The sequence below is a fragment of the Neobacillus kokaensis genome, from assembly GCF_014656545.1.
Taxonomy (GTDB): domain Bacteria; phylum Bacillota; class Bacilli; order Bacillales; family Cytobacillaceae; genus Neobacillus; species Neobacillus kokaensis.
Genome location: NZ_BNDS01000002.1, coordinates 369,762 through 390,528, shown reverse-complemented (window position 1 = coordinate 390,528; position 20,767 = coordinate 369,762). Strand labels below are relative to the sequence as shown.

The following is a 20,767-nucleotide window of genomic DNA, read 5'->3' as shown; positions in this document are numbered from 1 at the left end:
GAAACATGGGGTATGCCATTTTAAACAGTGAAATTATTAACCGATCTGAAGCAAAAGTCGATATCGAAGACCGCGGTTATCAATTTGGTGATGGGGTATATGAAGTCATCCGGGTGTACAATGGGAAAATGTTTACTGGGAAAGAACATATGGACCGGTTTATTAAGAGTTCTGAAAGCATCGGCATCAAACTTCCATTTTCAGCAGAAAACATAATGAATATGCTTGATGAACTAGTTGAAAAAAACAACCTTAAGCTGGGAATCATTTATATGCAAATTACTAGAGGGGCTGCTCCTAGGAATCATGCATTCCCGGTCGGAGATGTTACTCCATGTATTACAGCTTATACGAAGGAAATGCCAATTCCGGAAGCTAACCTCCAACAAGGTGTAAAAACCATTCTAACCGAGGATATCCGCTGGCTCCGCTGCGATATAAAAAGCTTGAACCTATTAGGAAATATTTTAGCAAAACAAAAGGCGGCAGAAAATGGCTGCTATGAAGCAATCCAGCATCGCGGACAGGATATAACGGAAGGAAGCTCATCTAACGTATTCATTGTGAAAAATGGTGTTGTGATTACACATGAATCTAATAATTTGATTTTAAAAGGAATTACAAAAGACGTGATATTAAGAGTATGTGAGGAAAAGCAGATTCCAGTTGAAGAGCGGACATTTACACTTGAGGAGCTAGCGCAGGCGGATGAAGTATTCCTTTCAAGTACAACCAGCGAGGTAACACCAATCGTTGTGATTGACGATAAAAAAGTCGGCGACGGGGTGCCGGGACCGGTAACAAGGCAATTACAAGAGCTGTTTAAAAAAGAAATTGAAAAACAATGCGGTAACCTATAAAAAGTTTTTAGAAAAGACGTGGATACTAACTCCACGTCTTTTTCGGACCATAAAATATTCTTTGTCTACATCTACATACAATTAGGCAAAAATAGAATAAAATTTAAGAAAAGGAATGAATACATGATGCAAGCGCACTATTTCTTTGCGGTCAGAATACCCGATGAAACGAAAATCATAATGAAGGACCGGATTGACAAAATGAAAGAAATCTTCCCATTCAGCCGCTGGGTTCATCATCTGGATTTCCATATCACATTGGCCTTTCTCGGGAGTGCGGAATCTGACAAACTCTCAGCCGCTCAAAATTTCGTGAGGGAGGCTGTAAAGGATGAAAACAGCTTTTCTTTACAGATTCAGGGTCTTGGGATATTTGGAAGGGAGGATTCCCCAAGAGTGTTTTGGGCTGATACGGCAGAAAGTCATAAACTTCAATTGATTAGAAATAAGGTCTTTTCTGCTTGTGAACTGGCGGGGTTTCAACTGGAAACAAGACCATTCCGCCCACATATTACACTGGCTAGAAAATGGAACTCTATGGATCATTTCGAAAGAAAAAGAATGGACGAGATTCAACAAGAGCCACTTTTGTTTCAGGTAAAAGACGTTGTTCTATATCGAACACATCTAAATCAAACGCCAAAATATGAAGCTGCAGCTGTTTTTCCATTACAAACTTAAATAAAAATGAGGTTTGGGGTATATGAGGAGTATGTACTTTATTATCAATCCAAAAGCTGGGAATGGACGCTGTCGTAAAGTTTGGGGGAAAATTGAGCTTCAACTAAAGGATGAACAGATTCCATATCTAGCATTTTTCACTGAATATCCTGAGCATGCGAAGCAGCTGGCCAGACAGATTGCGGCAAAGAATGATCATGAAAAAATTATTATTGCAGTTGGCGGCGATGGAACGATGCATGAGGTTATGAATGGTATCTTCAAGCATAAAAATATAACACTTGGTTTTATTCCGGGCGGTACCGGGAATGATTACTCCAGAGGATTCAAGATTCCAGCCGACCCAGCCAGCGCCTTAAAAGTACTTCTCCGTCTTTCAAAAAGCGAACTTGTCCAGATTGATACAGGGAAAATGACAATGGAAGACGGAAGGGAAGAGTATTTTATTAACAATATGGGTGCTGGATTTGATGCGTTAATTGCCTATAAGGTCAATCATTCACGGATTAAGGCATTTTTCAATAAACTATCACTGGGACGCTTAGTCTATGTTTATTTACTGCTAAGAGAATTATTTACCTTTAAAACAGCAACAATTGATTTATCAATTGATGGATATAAGCATACATTTAATCAAACATGGTTTGTAACGGTTTCTAATCAGCCATATTATGGCGGCGGAATGAAAATTGCCCCTGAAGCTGTTCCAAACGATGGTTTTCTGGACATAACGGTCGTTCATGAATTATCGAAATGGAAGCTGCTGCTTGTATTTTTCAGTGTATTTTGGGGAAAGCATATTTATTTTTCGGAGGTAAAAACGTTTAAGGGCAAGCAGGTGTCAATCCAATCTAAAGAAAAATTATTCGTTCATGGTGACGGAGAGCATATTGGTCAATCTCCTTTAAAAATCGATATCCAGGTAAAGGCGATGCAAGTGTTGACGAGATGGCAAAATATGAAAGAAGTTGATGTAAAAGCGAGGGATTCGAATGACATCCATTAAAAGGGATTTTCTTGCCTATTTAGACGAGATGAACTTAATTACGATTCTCCTTCCCCTTTCGTATCACCAAGGCTTGTCTTCGTCATTTTATATCATAGATGGGCATGGTAAGAGTCGATTGCAGATCATAGAAAAGCTTTTAATAGAAGGCCATTATAAATATGTGTGCCGGTTATCGGCAAAATATTGTTTTGGAACACAATATTGGATTATGGATGAACATGGAGGGAAAACAGACCTTCAAATTGGTGCCGTTATTAGAACAGAAGCTTTTGATCAGAAGTTTTATTATCAGGGAACCGATTTGGGAGTGACATACTGTCCCGATCAAAGTTTATTTAAGCTGTGGGCACCAACTGCCTCTCAGGTAAAGGTAAAATTACGTTCTCCTAATAGCCATTATTCAGAGATTGTGAAGATGAAGAGGGAGGACAAAGGGGTTTGGACGGCGGTCGTTTATCGCGATTTGGAATATTTTCAATATAGTTTCCTTGTTCAAGTGAATCAGGAGTGGCACGAGGCCGTTGACCCTTATGCGAAAGCGGTTAGCGTAAATGGGGAACAAGGTGTTATTGTCAATTTAAAGAAAACAAATCGCTCTAAAATCGACATCCCTCCTCTCGAAAGTTCCGTTGATGCTATTATTTATGAAACCCATATAAGAGATTTTACTATCCACCCAGATAGCGGTGTGAGAAATAAAGGACTGTATCTAGGGGCCGGGGAGCTATATACAAAAGGAAAAGATACTGAACTAACTGGGGTATCCTATGTGGAAAATTTAGGCATTACCCATATTGAATTCCTTCCTTTTCATGATTTTGCAGGCGTTGATGAATTAAGACCTAATGAAGAATATAACTGGGGCTATAACCCCCTTCATTTCAATGCACCTGAAGGCAGTTATTCCACAGACCCTGCAAATCCTTATTCCAGAATTATCGAATTAAAGCAATTAATAGATCAGGTTCATCGCGCCGGACTTCGGGTTATCATGGACGTTGTTTTTAATCATGTTTATAAACGTGAACATTCTTCTTTTGAAAGAATTGTTCCGGGTTATTATTTCCGTCACAATGAGATGGGGATGCCGTCAAATGGGACTGGAGTGGGGAATGACATAGCATCTGAAAGGCGGATGGTGCGAAAATTTATTGTCGATTCCGTTCGCTTCTGGATGGAAGAGTATCATATTGACGGATTTAGATTCGATTTAATGGGGATTTTAGACATTGAAACAATGAACCTCGTGAAAAATGTTTGTGATACCATTAAAAAAGATACTCTCATAATTGGGGAGGGTTGGAATTTAAATACCCCGCTGCCTTTTAAGCAGAAAGCCATCATTGCCAACCAGAAGAAAATACCGCTAATTGCCCAATTCAATGATCAATTTCGCGATACCATTAAAGGCAGTACGTTTAACATTTACGATAAAGGTTATGCGTTAGGAAATGAACATTATTATTGGGAGGCATTTGAAGCAATTACCGGCAGTATTGGCTTTAAAGAAGACAATCAAGGGTTATTTAACGAACCTACCCAATCGGTAAACTATATTGAATGCCACGATAACCATACGTTATGGGATAAGCTTCAGGTTTGCTTGAAGGATGTAGATGAAGTGGTAAAACGGAAATACCATCGTCTGGCAACTGGCATTGTAATTCTGTCACAAGGAATACCTTTTCTCCACAGCGGTCAGGAGTTTTTTCGAACAAAAAAGGGTGATGGAAACAGCTACCGTTCTCCTGATTCCATTAATCAGCTTGATTGGCTGCGAAAAAGCGAGCATAAAGAAAATGTGGAATACATGAGAGGTCTAATTCAAATTCGAAAGGCCTATCGTTGTTTTCGTTTACGGACTGCAGTGGAAATTAGGAAGAATATTCAGCCGCTGGCATTGCCTTTTCCTGTATTAGGCTGCACGCTCCAAACTGAAGAATACAATCTTTTACTGGTCATCAATCCATCAGAAAAGGAACACTCGATTGCACTTCCAATTGGCGAGTGGTGCATGCTTGCAAATCAAAATTATGCTGGCAAAACGCCAAAAGGTTATGTATACCAAGGAGACGTGAAGATTGCACCAATTTCATTACATGTTTTCTTAAAAAAGATGACTTGACGAAAAAAGGCAATTGGAGATAAAATTTATAAAGATGGCTATTGTAGAAAAACATATCAATAGCTTTTTTTTATTTAATTCAAAATCTTGCTTTTGAAACTTATTCTTAATGGAAATGGCAATGAAAAAAGTAGAACCTTTAGACGTCTAGGTTTTACTTCTTAAAAAGATAGGTCCTCCTCCATGGGTTAGGGAAAGTGGACTGCCACCATTAGAACGGCATAAATTGAAGGTGAACAATGTTGGAACATATATTAGGACAAGAGTGGGAAATAACTCCCGCTGGCGGCGCCACAGGTGAAGCATTTTATGCAAGGTATGAGGATCAAAGTCTATTTTTGAAACGGAATTCCTCGCCTTTTTTGGCAGTTCTGTCAGCTGAAGGGATTGTCCCAAAGCTTGTTTGGACGAAAAGATTGGAAAATGGGGATGTCATTACTGCTCAGCAATGGCTTGAGGGCCGTGAGTTAAAGCCAGCGGAGATGAATCAAGAGCATGTTGCCAGGCTCCTAAAGAAAATTCACCGTTCAGAGCCGATGCTTGGTATGCTTAGCCGCTTGGAAAAATCCCCATTGAATCCCGAAATGATTTTTCAATCAATGATCAATGAAGTGGATCAAGAAACGCTTTCTTTGCCAGAGGTAAAAAAAGCATTAGGCTTTTTAAAACATGAAGCGAAAAATATTCATAGTGAAGAAAAAGTTGTTTGTCATGGTGATGTCAATCATAACAACTGGCTGCTTGCGGAAGACAACCAGTTGTACTTAATTGATTGGGACGGGGCATCCATTGCTGATCCTGCCATTGATTTAGGGATGCTTCTTTATTGGTACATTCCCGAGGAAAATTGGCAGGATTGGCTTTCCATGTACGGTGAAGAGCTTACAGACGACTTACGCTTAAGAATGAAATGGTATGTGGTTCTTCAAACAATTTCATCCATTCAATGGCATAAAAATAAAAATCGTTTTGCGGAAATGAACAACTGGATACAATTTTTAAACGATATTCTTTAATTATGAAAACTGTCCGATATCGTTGACCCACTGTGATAAATTTTCTTGGTTGGATAAAATATGCTGGTCTAAATCGGCAGTCTGCGATCCCGTCTGGCTGTAATAATAGACATCCTGCAAAATGCTTTTTACATTTTGATGAACCTGTGCATTGACCATCAGTGATTTAGCTAATCGTTCTAGTTGTTCACATTCTGCTGTCGACCCGCAGCAATCTGTTTGATGGTTATTTAATATATCTTTAAGTAATGTAACTTGGTCATGATGACTTAATGGCATATCGGTGCATCCTTTCAAGTGAAATTTAAAACGGAATTCACATTTAGGTTGTGAATTCTTTTTTTGTTTATTCACTTGCAAGTCAATTTGCTTCATGATATGTTGTGAACGAAATTATATTTTTAGGAGTGCCGACATGAGACTTAGAAATAAACCTTGGGCAAAGGATAAAATAGCGGAATACCCGCAATATATTGTTCCAAATCCAGAAGATTACAAAGGAAAATGGAATGAAGCTTTTGGCAATGAGCAGCCGCTTCATATTGAAGTGGGAACTGGGAAAGGTCGTTTTATTACGGAAATGGCGAAAGCTCACCCGGATATTAATTACATGGGCATTGAGCTGTTTGATAGTGTCATTGTTGCAGCATTAGACCGTTTAATTGAAGCAGATTTGCCTAATCTTAAACTGTTAAATGTCAATGCTAATGATTTAGCGAAATACTTTACTAAAAATGATGTAGATCGGGTCTATTTAAATTTTTCAGATCCATGGCCAAAAGTCCGCCATGAAAAAAGAAGATTAACCTATAAGGATTTTTTAAAGCTATATGAGGATATTATGGTTGATGGCGGTGAAATTCATTTTAAAACAGATAATCAAGGCTTATTTGAATATTCGTTAATGAGTTTTTCAGCATATGGCATGCTATTGAAGTTTGTCAGCCTTGATCTTCACAAAAGTAATTTTGAAGGTAACATCATGACAGAGTACGAACAGAAATTTTCTGAACAAGGGAATCGAATTTATCGTTGTGAAGTAAAATTCCAACCATAAACTTTAGGACAACTCTTTATAAGGAGTTGTCCTATTTTATTTTTCATAATAATCAGGCAATGGTAAAATGAAAGAAAGGAGTGGATGAAAATGGATACATTAAAGATAGGGAACGTCTCCCTTACATGGTTGTCTGGCGGGATAACCAATTTAGATGGCGGTGCAATGTTTGGGGTTGTCCCAAAAGCGCTATGGTCCAGAAAATATCCGGCAAATGATAAAAACCAAATTGAATTGCCGACAGATCCTATTTTAATTCAATTAGATGGCAAGAATATCTTAATTGAATCAGGACTCGGCAATGGAAAATTAACTGAAAAACAACTCCGGAATTTTGGGGTGACAAAGGAATCTGAGTTAGATGCGTCCTTAGAAAGCCTAGGGCTTGATACAGAAAAAATTGATTATGTGTTAATGACCCATTTACATTTTGACCATTCCTGCGGATTAACAAAGCTGGTAAATGGGGAGTATGTTTCAGTATTTCCTAATGCGAAAATCATTACTTCGCAAATCGAGTGGGATGAAATGCGGAATCCTAATATTCGTTCAAAGAGTACATATTGGAAGGAAAACTGGGAAGCGATTGAAACACAGGTCGAGCTATTTGAGGAAACTTGGAGTTTAGGTCCAATTCGCATGGTTCATACAGGCGGTCATAGCAATGGACATTCCATCATTATCATTGAAGATGGTGGTGAAATGGCTATACATATGGCGGACATTTTAGCTACCCATGCCCACCAAAATGTTTTATGGGTAATGGCTTATGACGATTATCCAATGGACTCCATTGCTGCAAAAGGAAAGTGGCAGCCATATGCTATAGAGAAAAATGCCTGGTTTACCTTTTATCATGATGCAGTTTACCGGGCAGTAAAATGGGGAGAAGATGGACAAATTATTGAGAGTATTATGCGTTCGAAATAAATGAAAAGCCGTATCATTTGTGTGTGATACGGCTTTCGTCTACGATGCCGATAAACGGCGGACATCGATCAGGGTTCCTGTGGAAGCATCAGCGGCAAATTCGTATTGCTCGTTAACACCGTCAATATTTTTTGAAATTCCACCTTTGTAGACCTGATAATGAATATCGTGTATTTCATATGGTTCTACGGCCATATGAATCCAGGAACCCGTGATTGGCCCTTTTTGAGTAAATTGTTTTTTTACGTTTTCCAGCACTTTTTCAGGTGACACCTTCGAATTATTTGAGAAGATTTCACGTGCGGCATAGCCGCTTAGAATTCCAACTGCAGCACCAACAATAAACGATTTCCAGTTCATGTAGCAGAACCTCCAACATTAAATATGGAAAAGATTACATATCAGTATTCTACCTTCAGTATATCGTATTTATTAGGATGAAGGTAATATTACAGTTATATTGAAAATGAATTGTTGGTAAGTAAAACATAAATTTTGTAAAATAAAGTATATACATATTAATAGAATCATCCAAAAGGAGCTTAAAGTCCATGAATGAACAAACGTTAAAGCTTTTTCAAACGTTAACAGAGCTTCCTGGGGCACCGGGAAATGAACATGCAATCCGTAAATTTATGCGTGAGCAGCTGTCACCATACTCCGATGAAATTGTCCAAGATAAGCTTGGCAGTATTTTTGGTGTCAAAAGGGGCAATGAAAATGGTCCAACGATTATGGTTGCTGGTCATATGGATGAGGTTGGCTTTATGGTTACAGCTATTACTGATAACGGGATGCTTCGATTTCAACCGCTGGGAGGCTGGTGGAGCCAGGTTCTTCTTGCCCAAAGAGTCCAGGTTATGACAAACAAAGGGCCGATTATCGGGGTCATTGGATCGATTCCACCTCATCTGTTAGATGAGTCTAAGAAGAATAAACCGATGGAACAAAAAAATATGCTGATTGATGTAGGTGCTGATGACCGGGCAGATGCCGAAAGAATGGGAATTAAACCTGGACAGGCGATTCTGCCAATCTGTCCATTTACTCCGATGGCAAATGAGAATAAGATCTTAGCAAAAGCATGGGATAATCGCTATGGATGCGGCTTAGCGATTGAACTGCTGCAGGAAGTAAAGGATGAGACGCTGCCGAATATCCTTTATTCGGGAGCTACTGTGCAGGAGGAAGTTGGGCTTCGCGGTGCGCAAACGGCGGCAAATATGATTAAACCAGATATCTTTTTTGCTCTTGATGCCTCGCCTGCAAATGATGCAAGTGGTGATAAATCAGAATTTGGCCAATTAGGGAAGGGCACCTTACTCCGCATCCTGGACAGATCCATGGTAACACATCGGGGAATACGTGAGTTTGTCCTTGATACTGCTGAGACAAACAATATTCCGTATCAATATTTTGTATCACAAGGCGGAACAGATGCCGGTCGTGTTCACCAATTGAATGAAGGGATTCCTAGTGCAGTAATCGGAATTTGTTCCCGTTATATCCACACACATGCCTCCATTATCCATGTGGATGATTACGCTGCTGCTAAAGAATTATTGGTGAAATTAGTCAAAGCCTGTGATAAAACAACAGTGGATACAATAAAAGCAAATAGTTAATGTTAACGTGGAGGCGTTTCTTTGGAATCAGCCTCCTTTTTATAAAAGGAGAGGTATACAGCAATGAGAGTTATCATTGGGTCAAAAAATCCTGCGAAAATTGAAGCTGTAAAAAATAGCTTTACGAATCAATATATTGAATTAAGTTCGCTTGACATCCCATCAGGTGTCAGCGATCAGCCTCTTTCAGACGAAGAAACGATTAAAGGGGCGATTAATCGGGCGGCAGGGGCCCTTCGTGAAGGAAGTGGCGACATTGGCATTGGTTTAGAGGGCGGTGTTCAGGAAACAAATCACGGGCTGTTCATATGCAATTGGGGAGCATTAGCGGCTAAAGGATTGGAACCGATCATTGCCGGCGGTGCCCGAATTTTGCTTCCCGAGGAAATAGCAGCAAGGCTCCGAACGGGAGAAGAACTAGGGCCGGTCATGGAAGACTATGCGAAAAAGAAAAATGTAAGCAAGCAAGAAGGAGCCGTCGGGGTATTTACAAATGGGCTGGTGAACCGAGCAGAAATGTTCACCCATGTAATGAATCTTTTAATCGGACAATACACCTACCAACAAAAACAGAATCAAATTGAATCGTAGTAGTTTGGGAAAAGAAAGTTGATTGCACTAGGTTGACTGAGAAAGCGCCTGAAGCGCAAATCACTTGTGCATTCTGTTGGACTAGTAAGTAAACTACCTGCTATGATTGTGAAGGAAACTTACATAAGTATAAAGGCAAACGGAGGCGTTAAAAAATGAAACATTTAGATTCAATGGAGCAATTTGAACAGCTTCGTGATCAAGGAAAAACTATTTTTATGTTTTCTGCAGGCTGGTGTCCAGATTGCCGTGTGATAGAACCGGTATTACCGGAAATAGAAGCAGACTTCTCTGAGTATAGATTTATTCATATTGACCGTGATGACTTTATCGATTTATGCCAGCAGCTTGATGTATTCGGAATTCCAAGCTTTATCGCCTTTGAAAATGGCAAGGAACTTGGAAGATTTGTCAGCAAAGACAGAAAAACAAAGGAAGAAATTGAAACCTTTATTAAAGGCTTAAACTAATATCTTCACCTCCTTCCCTTGGAGAAGGAGGTTTCTTCATGTAAAATAGGGGAAACGGCTCCTGATAACGGAGGAGGAAAAGTAATGAAGATGGATAGCATTAAAATGAAACGAGAATTAGAGTCCCGCTTAGGCGGAGACGAGCGACTGATAACATATGACCGTGAAAATGATCAGCTGCGGATTGAGAGTAAGAAAGTTGGAAAAGGAATCACTCTTTCCCTGGGTGGAATTGTAGCTAAATGGCATAATGAAAAGGAAAAGGCGATAAATGAAGTTGTTTATTATGTGGAAGAGGGACTTAAGGCAATGGAGAGCCCAGTCCAATTAACAGATCATGAAAAAAGAATTTTTCCCGTTATTCGCTCCGCTTCCTTCCCTACAGAAGCAGAAGAGGGAGTTCCTTTTCTAACGGATGAGCATACAGCTGAAACAAAAATTTATTATGCCCTCGATATGGGGAAAACTTATAGGTTAATTGATTCGCGGGTTCTTGAAAAAGAGGGATGGGATCCATATCGAATCAAAGAAATAGCCTTATTTAATGTCAGGTCATTGTCAACATCATTAAAGGAAGATCAGGTTGCTGGGAATATCTTCTATTTCCTAAACACCAATGATGGGTACGATGCAAGCCGAATATTAAATAAAGGATTCTTAAATGATATCCAACAGCGAATTACTGGAACAATGGTCGTCGCCGTACCACATCAGGACGTATTAATTATTGCGGATATCCGTAATGACCGCGGTTATGATGTATTAGCACAAATGACCATGAGCTTTTTTGCCAGCGGTCGTGTACCGATAACGGCACTATCGTTTTATTTTGAAAATGGGGAATTAGAACCTATTTTTATTCTTGGGAAAAATAAATAATAAAAGGGAAAGGGACCATTTAGTTGGTCCTTTTTACATCGGGTATTTCCGTTATCATCCAAAGCAAAAGAGATTTTGACTAATTCCGCAGAATTATGTCGAAAAAATATCAAATACTGATAAAATAGAATGATAGATGAAGAAGAAAGAGTGATAGTTTTGAGCTGGATCCAAAACTTGTTTCAAAAATTAAGAAAAGACGGGGAAGAAGAATTTGACGCTTCCTTTTTTCATAATGATAAAACGGGAGATCTCCCGCCGCCTGACAAATATGAGAGCATAAAAGATGTCGATGTAAAAGTTTCTTATCAGTATCCTAAAGGAACTCCTTCCGCACCTAAAAGGAATAAAACATCTAGAGAAGGTAGATCGAAAAATCAAAAAAATAAGGTTGTCGAATCCAGCAGTTCAGAAACAACGAAGGTGAGAACCGAGAAAATAGAACTGCCCAAAGGGAAAACAGAACCGTTGCCAAACATGCGCGGCCCATTTCATCCAACTGAAATTCCGTCGCCAGTATTTGGATTTAATCGGCCTAGAAAATCAACTGCTATCGTTGAACATGAATTAAGTCATTTTTCGCAAACTGAAGCGGCACCGAAGGAAAGCATCGCCGAAACGGCAGAAGAAATAATCCAATTGGGAACCGAAGACAGTGAGTCCGTTCCAATTGTTCAGAACGACCAGGCAGTACCTGCGATGCTAACAAAGGTGATTGAGAAGGCAGAGAGGGATCATGAGGAGGAAATTACATATAAGGAGCCTGTATCGCCGCCAGAATTAAGCAAAGGTAATATAGAGGTTTTAGAAAAAGAAAAGACAGCGGAACCGTTTTTAAACGAAGAAAACCTCGAGCAGCGGAGATCTGCGAGATCAGGAAGAACACATTTGCCATTTAATGTCATGATGTTGAAGCAGGATAAGGAAAAATGGGAACTGAAGCAGGAAATAATCAGAACACAGACAGACCAAAGTAAGCCAGTACAGCTAAAAGAACCGCTAGAGGAAAAAATGCTGCAAGACCAAACCGCCGTTCATAAAACCAGAAAAATGCCTATTAGTGTGCCTGATACTGCCGGACAAAGAGATGAGATTGGTCATTATATTTTTCCTGAATTTAGTTTGCTAAATCCGCCAATTAGTAAAGGAAAAGATACGGAGTGGCTTGCAGAACAGGAAGAGCTTCTCAATCAAACATTACAAAATTTTAATGTCAGTGCCGGTGTTGTACATGTTACCCAAGGGCCTTCTGTTACTCGATTCGAGGTTCAGCCAGAACCGGGAGTAAAGGTCAATAAAATCACAAACCTAAGTGATGATATTAAATTAAGCCTTGCGGCAAGAGATATTCGGATTGAAGCCCCTATTCCAGGGAAACACACGATTGGAATTGAGGTGCCGAATCAAACTTCAAGGCCAGTACAGATAAGTGAAATTATCCAGAGCACTCCCTTCGGTGAATCTTCCTCGCCGTTGACAGCTGTGCTAGGTCTTGATATTGCCGGGAAGCCAATTGTAACGGATTTAAAGAAAATGCCTCATGGACTAATTGCTGGGGCGACTGGTTCGGGAAAAAGCGTATGCGTGAACTCTATCCTAATAAGCTTATTATATAAGGCAACGCCAGAAGATGTACGGTTATTGTTAATCGACCCAAAAATGGTTGAACTGGCACCGTATAATCGTATTCCACATCTTGTCAGCCCTGTGATAACAGATGTGAAGGCGGCAACTGCTGCATTAAAATGGGCTGTTGAAGAAATGGAACGGCGCTATGAATTATTTGCTCATACTGGAGTTCGAGATATTAACCGATTTAATGAATTGGCAATGGAGCATAAACAATATTCTGATAAGCTGCCATTTATCGTCATTATCATTGATGAGCTGGCAGATCTCATGATGATGTCACCAGCAGACGTAGAAGAAGCCATTTGCCGGATCGCTCAAAAGGCCAGGGCGTGCGGAATTCATTTAATTATTGCGACACAAAGACCTTCCGTAGACGTCATAACAGGGTTAATCAAAGCCAATATTCCAACTCGGATTGCTTTTTCCGTCTCATCACAGATTGATTCTCGAACCATTATTGACATAAGCGGTGCAGAGAAATTATTAGGACGCGGTGATATGTTATTTTTAGAAAACGGTTCGTCAAAACCAGTTCGTTTACAAGGAACGTTTGTTTCTGACGAAGAAATTGATTTTGTTGTTGGTCATGTAAGGGAGCAGCGGGAGCCGGAGTATTTATTTGAGCAGGAAGAGCTGTTAAAAAAAGCACAGGTTTCAGAAGGCGAAGATGAGCTGTTTTTTGAGGTTTGTGAGTTTATTATCGACCAAGGGGCAGCTTCCACCTCAAGTCTACAGCGACGCTTTAAAATCGGTTATAATCGTGCGGCGAGACTAATGGATATGTTAGAGCAAAATGGCTATATTACAAGTGCAAATGGCAGTAAACCTCGCGAAGTATTGATTTCGGAAGCGGACTTTGCGGCCATCCAAGAGGACAGCTATAATGTTTAATCGAATAGTATTCTTTAGAGACATGGACAAATAATAAGTACTATATAGTCTTAGCTGTTTGGCAGGTTGAGTTATTAAATAGTTTTTATAAATAAACAATGCTATAATATTGAAATATGATTTAACAAAATGAATTAGCGCTTATTAAGCAATGCTTCATTATTAGCAATTACAGACAAATGTCATATACTGTTTTACAGTATTACGTTGGTTGGAGGTTCATCTATGACTATTTACCATTTTGTAGGTATAAAGGGGTCAGGAATGAGTGCACTCGCACAGGTTCTACATGATATGAAATTTGAAGTGCAAGGCTCCGATTATGAAAAGCACTTTTTTACACAAGTTGCCCTTGAAAAATCAGGAATTAAAATTCTTCCTTTCCAAAAGGAAAATATAAAACCGGGTATGACAATTATTGCAGGAAATGCTTTTCCAGATACACATGAGGAAATTCAAGAGGCAATGAAGCTCGGACTTCCTATCGTACGTTATCACCGTTTTTTAGGCGATTTTATGCAGAACTTTACGAGCGTTGCAATAACTGGAGCGCACGGTAAAACTTCGACAACAGGGCTGCTTGCCCATGTGATTTCTGGAACACGGCCCACTTCATTTTTAATTGGTGACGGTACAGGTAAAGGGGAAGAAGAGGCAGAATATTTTGTCTTTGAAGCATGTGAATATAGACGACATTTTCTCTCCTATTTTCCTGATTACGCCATTATGACAAATATTGATTTTGATCATCCTGATTACTTTGCCAATATTGATGATGTTTTTTCAGCATTTCAAGAAATGGCGGTACAAGTAAAGAAAGCAATATTTGCATGCGGCGATGACGAGCAGCTTCAAAAAATTCAGGCAAAGGTTCCTGTTTTGTTCTACGGCTTTGACGAGGGGAATGATTATCAGGCCAAAAATATCGTCAAAACAACAGATGGAACGAGCTTTGATGTGTTTATCCGCAATACATTCTATGATACTTTTTCAATTCCGACATTCGGTGATCACAATGTGCTAAATGCACTTGCAGTAATTGGTTTATGCCATTATGAAGAAATGAGTGTGGAGGCAGTTAAAGAAAGATTAATGAGCTTCCAGGGAGTTAAAAGAAGATTCTCAGAAAAAGCAGTCGGATCTCAGATTCTAATTGACGATTATGCCCATCATCCTACCGAAATTAAAGCAACCATTGATGCTGCTAAACAAAAATACCCAGACAGGGAAATTATTGCAGTATTTCAGCCGCATACCTTTACGCGGACGCAAGCGTTCCTCGAGGATTTTGCCGCGTCATTGAGATTGGCGGATAAAACGTATTTGTGTGAAATTTTTGGCTCTGCTCGAGAGAACCACGGTCAACTATCGATTAAGGATCTGCAAGAGAAGGTTGCCGGATCTGAAATTCTTTCGGAAGAAAATACTTCTGTATTAAAACAACATGATCATAGTGTCATCCTGTTTATGGGTGCTGGAGATATCCAAAAGTTTCAGGAATCATATGAAAAACAACTAGTCTAAAAAAAGGGATGCCAGTGCGTTTGGCATCCTTTTTGTTTATTAAAATTAGGCAGCGTTGAAAGTCATTACATTTGAATACTATTGATTCCGCTCCAGTGAACAGGCAAACTTGAAAAATTTTATTCATCTTGCAGGAAAACAGGACAAATAAATGGAAGTAGTATAAGATATTAGCGAAGTTTAGTTTCTCATAAGTTGGGTAATACATAGGGATATATTAAGGCGGAGGTGCGATCATGCAAATTATATTATACTTAAGCGTTGCCTTGGTAGCTGTGGCGTTCTTAGTACTGGTCATTTTTATTTCCAAAACGCTTAAAACACTTCAAGTAACACTCGACAGTGTCTCTGATACGTTAAAAGGGGTGGAGAAACAGCTTGATGGCGTAACAAGAGAAACCACATTACTATTACAAAAAACAAATGCATTAGCTGATGATATTCAGCAGAAATCCGCAAACTTAAACAGTGTTGTAGATGCGGTTAAGGGTGTAGGGGTTACCGTTTCCAACTTTAACGGAACATTGCAAAACATAACGAAAACAGTTGACAGGCAGGTTGATGAAAGTAAAGAGAAGGTCTCACAAATTATTCAATGGAGTAATGTCATTCTCGAATTAAAGGACAAGTGGCAGGAAAGAAAACAAGCAAAAAAGGTGGATATTCTACAAGAAAAGCAAAAAGTTCGTTCATATTAAAACTTATGAGGAGTTGGATATAATGGCTAATCGGGAATATGACTCACGGGAAACGAATCAAGGTCGCAATGAAGGATCAACGAGCAGCTTTTTACTAGGCGCGATTATCGGTGGAGCGGTTGGGGCAGCAGCTGCCCTTTTCCTAACACCTAAAACTGGAAAAGACCTGCGGAATACGATTGGCAGCAACGCAGGGTCTATTGTGAATAAAACAGGGCAATTGAGTGAAACAGTGAAGACTAAAGGCACTGCACTTGCAGCGAAAACATCCACCCTTTCGCAAGGAATAGTTCAGCAGTCTGCGGAGTTATTAAGTAAGGTAAAAGAAAAAGCAATAAGCAAGGAAGAAGCTAAGGATGACACGGAAATCAACTATATTTCGATTGGGAGTTCCAGTAATACTTCCCCTGTAAAACAGGAAGACAAAGGCACTGCAAATGATGATGAAATAAGAAAAAAATTATTGGAGGCACAAATGGCCTTTGATGAAGAAGAAAACAGGATAAAACTATAAGATGGTACAAAAAAATTCTGATTATTTGTTAAGTAAACGGTGAAGTGTTAAAATTACTTCACCGTTTATTTTTGGAGGTAAAAAAAATGATAAAAAAAGTCGATACAACTGAACAATTTAATCAATTATTAAAAGAAGAAGAGAAATTTTACTTTTTAAAGCATAGTCTAACATGTCCGATCAGTCATGCTGCCTATAAGGAATATGAAAAATTTGCAGCGGAACATCAAGAGCTGTCTAGTTATTATTTAGCTGTTCAGGATTCACGTCCATTATCAAATGAGATTGCTGATACTTTTCAAATTCAGCATGAGTCTCCTCAAGCAATATTATTTTCAAACGGTAAAGCTGTATGGAATGCCTCTCATTGGAAGATTACTAAAAAGACTTTGACAAACGCCTTGTCAGAGAATGAATAAATTATTCTTGTTCCTTCATAAAAAAATAATAATGCACAAATTGAAATACTAAGTAATATAATAATTTAATAAATCCAAAATTACTTTAACGCTTAAAAGCGTTTAAGAAATAAAGAAAAAAGGGATGACAAAGAAATTTTTTTCAGTTATAATAAATCCTAATATTAAATTGTTATAAAATTTCAAATATAAGCTTGTGAGCCAGTAAACAATTAATAATAATAATAATTAGGGACAGTCATACTGGTTTGCAAAAGAAAGGGTGGGACGATAAATGGGCAAAAATGAATTAGATCAATTAAGAGACCGCGTAGACGAAGTGAACTTGGAGTTGTTGAGGTTAATCAACGAAAGAGCCCAGCTCGTCCAAGAAATTGGGCATGTAAAGGGGAGCCAGGGGGTTTATCGTTTCGACCCGGTTCGTGAAAGAATGATGCTTGATAAGATTAAGCAAAATAATGATGGTCCATTTGACAATGCTACAATTGACCATATCTTTAAGGAAATCTTCAAGGCTGGCCTTGATTTACAAAAGGATGACCATAAGAAGGCCTTACTCGTATCAAGAAAGAAAAAGCCAGAAAATACGATTGTCAGCTTGAAAGGTGAAAACATCGGTGATGGCAAACAGCATTTTGTTTTCGGTCCATGTGCAGTAGAATCATATGAGCAAGTAGCGACCGTTGCAAAGGCAATGAAGGAAAAAGGCTTAAAGCTATTGCGCGGCGGTGCTTATAAACCAAGAACATCTCCATATGATTTCCAAGGTTTAGGTGTAGAGGGCTTAAAAATATTAAAACGCGTGGCAACTGAATTTGATATGGCGGTTATTAGTGAAATTGTTAATCCAGCTGATATCGAAATGGCAGCTGAATATATTGACGTAATTCAAATTGGCGCCAGAAATATGCAAAACTTTGAATTATTAAAAGCCGCAGGCGCTGTCAATAAACCTGTTCTTTTAAAAAGAGGACTGGCTGCAACAATTGAAGAATTTATCAATGCAGCTGAATATATCATGGCACAAGGAAATGGGCAGATTATTCTGTGTGAGCGCGGCATAAGAACATACGAAAAAGCAACAAGAAACACATTGGATATTTCCGCTGTACCAATTTTAAAACAAGAAACGCACCTGCCTGTAATGGTTGATGTAACTCATTCTACTGGCAGAAGAGATCTGCTTCTTCCATGTGCGAAAGCGGCAATTGCTATTGGAGCAGATGGAGTTATGGCTGAAGTTCATCCAGATCCAGCAGTTGCATTATCTGACGCACAGCAGCAAATGAATTTAGAACAGTTCGATCAATTCTATAATGAACTGATTGCATCAAATTTTGTCCGTATTTAACTTAATTATGATTAAAAGCCTTCTGCTGATGAAGCAGAAGGTTAATTTTTTTTAAAGAAAATGTAAAAAATGATGCGATGTAATTGCGGCTTTTTCGTTCTTATCGTATCATTAATACATAATTTAGATTGTTTACTTTATCACAAAATCCGCAGTGGTGTTGTGTGAATGAAACAGACTAGTTACTGATGCTAGAATGTATGACTAGATTTACACTGCGTGATATAAAATAAAGTAAACAATGTTCGTTTTTAGGAGAGTGTTTATTAGTGAATAATATTACAATTTATGATGTTGCCCGCGAGGCAAACGTGTCTATGGCAACGGTCTCACGTGTAGTGAATGGAAATCCGAATGTCAAACCTGTTACACGTAAAAAGGTTTTAGAGGTAATTGAAAGACTTGGTTATGTTCCCAATGCCGTAGCTAGGGGATTGGCAAGTAAGAAAACTACAACAGTGGGTGTTATCATCCCGGATATCTCCAATATCTTTTTTGCGGAGCTTGCTCGTGGTATTGAGGATATTGCAACAATGTACAAATACAATATTATCCTCAGCAACTCTGACCAAAACAAGGATAAAGAGTTACATTTGCTGCATACTATGCTTGGAAAACAAGTGGATGGTATTGTCTTCATGGGCGGGAATATTACCGAGGAACATGTTGAGGAATTTGAGAAATCACAGGTTCCACTTGTCCTTGCCGGGTCAATTGAAGAGACCGAAAAGATTCCTTCAGTAAATATTAATTATGAACAAGCTGCGTATGATTCTGTAAAAGAATTTATTGAGCGAGGTCATAAACAAATAGCCTTTGTAAATGGTCCGCATTATGAGCCAGATATTACTGTAAAAAAACTTAAGGGATATAAGAGAGCTTTAAATGAAGCAAATATTCCATTTAATGAACAATTGATTATTGAAGGGGATTATACTTACGATTCCGGATTAGAAGCATTCGAAAAATTGCTAGAATTGCCTGAAAGACCAACTGCGATTTTTGTTGGTGCAGATGAGATGGCCCTTGGAGTAGTTCATGGGGCAGAAGATAAAGGTTACCATATTCCTCAAGACTTTGAAGTGATTACATCTGATAATACACGATTGTCATTAATGGTTCGTCCGCAGCTGACGACGATTGTTCAGCCGTTATATGATATCGGTGCTGTTGCTATGCGTCTCTTAACAAAGCTGATGAATAAGGAAAAAGTGGAAGATCAAATCGTTGTTCTGCCACATCGGATAGAGCATCGCCAATCAACGAGAGAACAGTAAGAAAATGGCCGGTTAAAATAACCGGCCGTTTTTATATTGTTTTTCAATTATAGAAATTTACTTTTTTTGATTTCGAATTGGATATAAGGCTTTTTCCAGTGTATTAAAATTTTTTTCGGTGATTTCCGGTTTTCTTGGGATGGGAGGATATAGATTATCCGGATCATCCCATTCTTTTGGGAGCTCTACAGGAGATTTTTTCTGCCAATAGTTTACCCATTCTTTCGGCAAGCTGCCGTAACAATTTGAGTTTTCTGTCATCACAAGCCATATCAGGGCCCATGCTCTTGGAACGACCCTCCAAATGTCATACCCGCCCCCGCCAACTGCTACCCATCTGCCTCCGCAATATTGGTGGGCTATTTCATGTGCGAGCTTTGGAATTTCTCGATAAATTTTCATCGTCGCTGATAAATGAGTGAGAGGGTCATAGTAGTGCGAATCGGCCCCGTTTTGAGTAAGTATGACGTCTGGCTTGAAAAACTCAGCAACCTCTCTAATTGCCTGTGAATAGGCCTGAAGCCACGATTCATCTTCGGTAAAGGCATCTACTGGGATGTTAAAAGAATATCCGTAACCCGCGCCCTGTCCTCTTTCGTTGATATTCCCAGTTCCGGGAAATAAATAGCGTCCTGTCTCATGGATGGAGAGTGTACACACGTTTGGTTCATCATAAAAAGACCATTGAACTCCATCACCATGGTGAGCATCTGTATCAACATATAGTACACGGGCATTATATTTTTCAAGTAAATATTTTATGGCGACTGAACTATCGTTATAAACACAAAACCCAGATGCCTTTCCTCGAAAACCATGATGCAATCCACCTCCAAGATGCACAGCATGGAGGGCTTTTCCTGTCATTACCTGATCGACAGCAGTAAGTGTTCCGCCGACTAAAAGGGAACTTGCTTCATGCATGTTAGGAAATATTGGAGTATCTTCTGTACCCAGCCCATAATTTTCGGCAATTTCCTTTGGAAGCTGGCCGTTGCCTGCTTTTTTAACGGCATCAATAAAACCTGGATCATGGATAAGCTTTAACTCCTCTTCCGTTGCCATCCTTGGCGGAATAATTTGTTTAGGATCTAGTGCATTCATCTTGTTTAATAAATCTACTGTTAATTTTAGCCGGAATTGATTAAAAGGATGATGGCTGCTAAATTTATAATTTAGCAGTTCTTCTGAAAAAACAAAGGCGCAAGCATCTTTCAT

General features: G+C 39.1%; 21 protein-coding genes. 18 read left to right on the top strand and 3 right to left on the bottom strand.

The window, feature by feature from the left end:
• Positions 1-5: 5 nt before the first annotated feature.
• The 5 genes from dat to IE222_RS04380 all read left to right on the top strand — a co-directional run bounded on the left by dat (position 6) and on the right by IE222_RS04380 (position 5,691).
• A complete protein-coding gene (dat, locus tag IE222_RS04400; RefSeq protein WP_191270059.1) occupies positions 6-860 on the top strand; it encodes a D-amino-acid transaminase in 855 nt (284 codons plus the stop codon).
• A 123-nt stretch (positions 861-983) separates the two neighbouring features.
• Positions 984-1,541, top strand: a complete 558-nt coding sequence (thpR, locus tag IE222_RS04395) for an RNA 2',3'-cyclic phosphodiesterase (protein WP_191270057.1) — start codon at positions 984-986, stop codon at positions 1,539-1,541.
• Positions 1,542-1,563: 22 nt separating this feature from the next.
• Complete coding sequence (locus tag IE222_RS04390; RefSeq protein WP_191270055.1) at positions 1,564-2,547, top strand: diacylglycerol/lipid kinase family protein; 984 nt, start codon at positions 1,564-1,566, stop codon at positions 2,545-2,547.
• On the top strand, positions 2,534-4,675 hold the full coding sequence (gene pulA, locus IE222_RS04385; RefSeq protein ID WP_191270053.1) for a type I pullulanase: 2,142 nt from the start codon (positions 2,534-2,536) through the stop codon (positions 4,673-4,675). Before IE222_RS04390 ends, pulA begins: the two co-directional genes overlap by 14 nt.
• Before the next feature lie 242 nt (positions 4,676-4,917).
• Entirely contained in the window at positions 4,918-5,691 is a 774-nt protein-coding gene (locus tag IE222_RS04380; protein WP_191270046.1) for a phosphotransferase family protein, read from the top strand.
• Here IE222_RS04380 and IE222_RS04375 read toward each other — a convergent pair whose 3' ends face one another.
• Positions 5,692-5,970, bottom strand: coding sequence for a YtzH-like family protein (locus IE222_RS04375; RefSeq protein WP_191270044.1), 279 nt, complete (start codon positions 5,968-5,970; stop codon positions 5,692-5,694).
• A gap of 136 nt (positions 5,971-6,106) precedes the next feature.
• Here IE222_RS04375 and trmB point away from each other — a divergent pair, with 136 nt between their 5' ends.
• Both trmB and IE222_RS04365 read left to right on the top strand, forming a co-directional pair.
• Entirely contained in the window at positions 6,107-6,748 is a 642-nt protein-coding gene (gene trmB / locus IE222_RS04370) for a tRNA (guanosine(46)-N7)-methyltransferase TrmB (RefSeq protein ID WP_191270042.1), read from the top strand.
• Positions 6,749-6,838: 90 nt separating this feature from the next.
• On the top strand, positions 6,839-7,678 hold the full coding sequence (locus IE222_RS04365) for a YtnP family quorum-quenching lactonase (protein WP_191270040.1): 840 nt from the start codon (positions 6,839-6,841) through the stop codon (positions 7,676-7,678).
• 39 nt (positions 7,679-7,717) lie between these two features.
• On the opposite strand, the gene IE222_RS04360 is transcribed toward IE222_RS04365, so the two are convergent.
• Positions 7,718-8,038 (bottom strand): PepSY domain-containing protein, encoded by a 321-nt coding sequence (locus tag IE222_RS04360; RefSeq protein ID WP_191270038.1) that lies wholly within the window; start codon positions 8,036-8,038, stop codon positions 7,718-7,720.
• A gap of 191 nt (positions 8,039-8,229) precedes the next feature.
• Between IE222_RS04360 and IE222_RS04355 the strand changes: the two genes are divergently transcribed.
• The 11 genes from IE222_RS04355 (at position 8,230) to ccpA (ending at position 19,549) form a co-directional block, all read left to right on the top strand.
• Positions 8,230-9,303, top strand: coding sequence for a M42 family metallopeptidase (locus tag IE222_RS04355; protein WP_191270036.1), 1,074 nt, complete (start codon positions 8,230-8,232; stop codon positions 9,301-9,303).
• 63 nt (positions 9,304-9,366) lie between these two features.
• On the top strand, positions 9,367-9,894 hold the full coding sequence (locus IE222_RS04350) for a DUF84 family protein (RefSeq protein WP_191270034.1): 528 nt from the start codon (positions 9,367-9,369) through the stop codon (positions 9,892-9,894).
• 155 nt (positions 9,895-10,049) lie between these two features.
• Positions 10,050-10,364, top strand: a complete 315-nt coding sequence (locus IE222_RS04345; protein ID WP_191270032.1) for a thioredoxin family protein — start codon at positions 10,050-10,052, stop codon at positions 10,362-10,364.
• Between the two features lie 90 nt (positions 10,365-10,454).
• Complete coding sequence (locus IE222_RS04340; protein ID WP_191270221.1) at positions 10,455-11,243, top strand: DUF1444 domain-containing protein; 789 nt, start codon at positions 10,455-10,457, stop codon at positions 11,241-11,243.
• A 159-nt stretch (positions 11,244-11,402) separates the two neighbouring features.
• Positions 11,403-13,766 (top strand): DNA translocase FtsK, encoded by a 2,364-nt coding sequence (locus tag IE222_RS04335; RefSeq protein WP_370465005.1) that lies wholly within the window; start codon positions 11,403-11,405, stop codon positions 13,764-13,766.
• Positions 13,767-13,991: 225 nt separating this feature from the next.
• Positions 13,992-15,290: a UDP-N-acetylmuramate--L-alanine ligase gene (gene murC, locus IE222_RS04330; RefSeq protein ID WP_191270028.1), complete on the top strand. Its 1,299-nt coding sequence runs from the start codon at positions 13,992-13,994 to the stop codon at positions 15,288-15,290.
• Positions 15,291-15,526: 236 nt separating this feature from the next.
• Positions 15,527-15,988 (top strand): DUF948 domain-containing protein, encoded by a 462-nt coding sequence (locus IE222_RS04325; protein ID WP_191270026.1) that lies wholly within the window; start codon positions 15,527-15,529, stop codon positions 15,986-15,988.
• Between the two features lie 22 nt (positions 15,989-16,010).
• The gene (locus IE222_RS04320) at positions 16,011-16,502 is read left to right on the top strand and encodes a YtxH domain-containing protein (protein WP_191270024.1); all 492 of its coding nucleotides are present in this window, start codon (positions 16,011-16,013) and stop codon (positions 16,500-16,502) included.
• 86 nt (positions 16,503-16,588) lie between these two features.
• Entirely contained in the window at positions 16,589-16,921 is a 333-nt protein-coding gene (gene ytxJ / locus IE222_RS04315; protein WP_191270023.1) for a bacillithiol system redox-active protein YtxJ, read from the top strand.
• A gap of 274 nt (positions 16,922-17,195) precedes the next feature.
• The gene (locus IE222_RS04310) at positions 17,196-18,272 is read left to right on the top strand and encodes a bifunctional 3-deoxy-7-phosphoheptulonate synthase/chorismate mutase (protein WP_191270021.1); all 1,077 of its coding nucleotides are present in this window, start codon (positions 17,196-17,198) and stop codon (positions 18,270-18,272) included.
• 269 nt (positions 18,273-18,541) lie between these two features.
• On the top strand, positions 18,542-19,549 hold the full coding sequence (gene ccpA, locus IE222_RS04305; RefSeq protein WP_191270019.1) for a catabolite control protein A: 1,008 nt from the start codon (positions 18,542-18,544) through the stop codon (positions 19,547-19,549).
• A gap of 57 nt (positions 19,550-19,606) precedes the next feature.
• Here the strand turns inward: ccpA and IE222_RS04300 are convergent, their stop codons facing one another.
• Positions 19,607-20,767, bottom strand: a complete 1,161-nt coding sequence (locus tag IE222_RS04300; RefSeq protein ID WP_191270017.1) for an acetoin utilization protein AcuC — start codon at positions 20,765-20,767, stop codon at positions 19,607-19,609.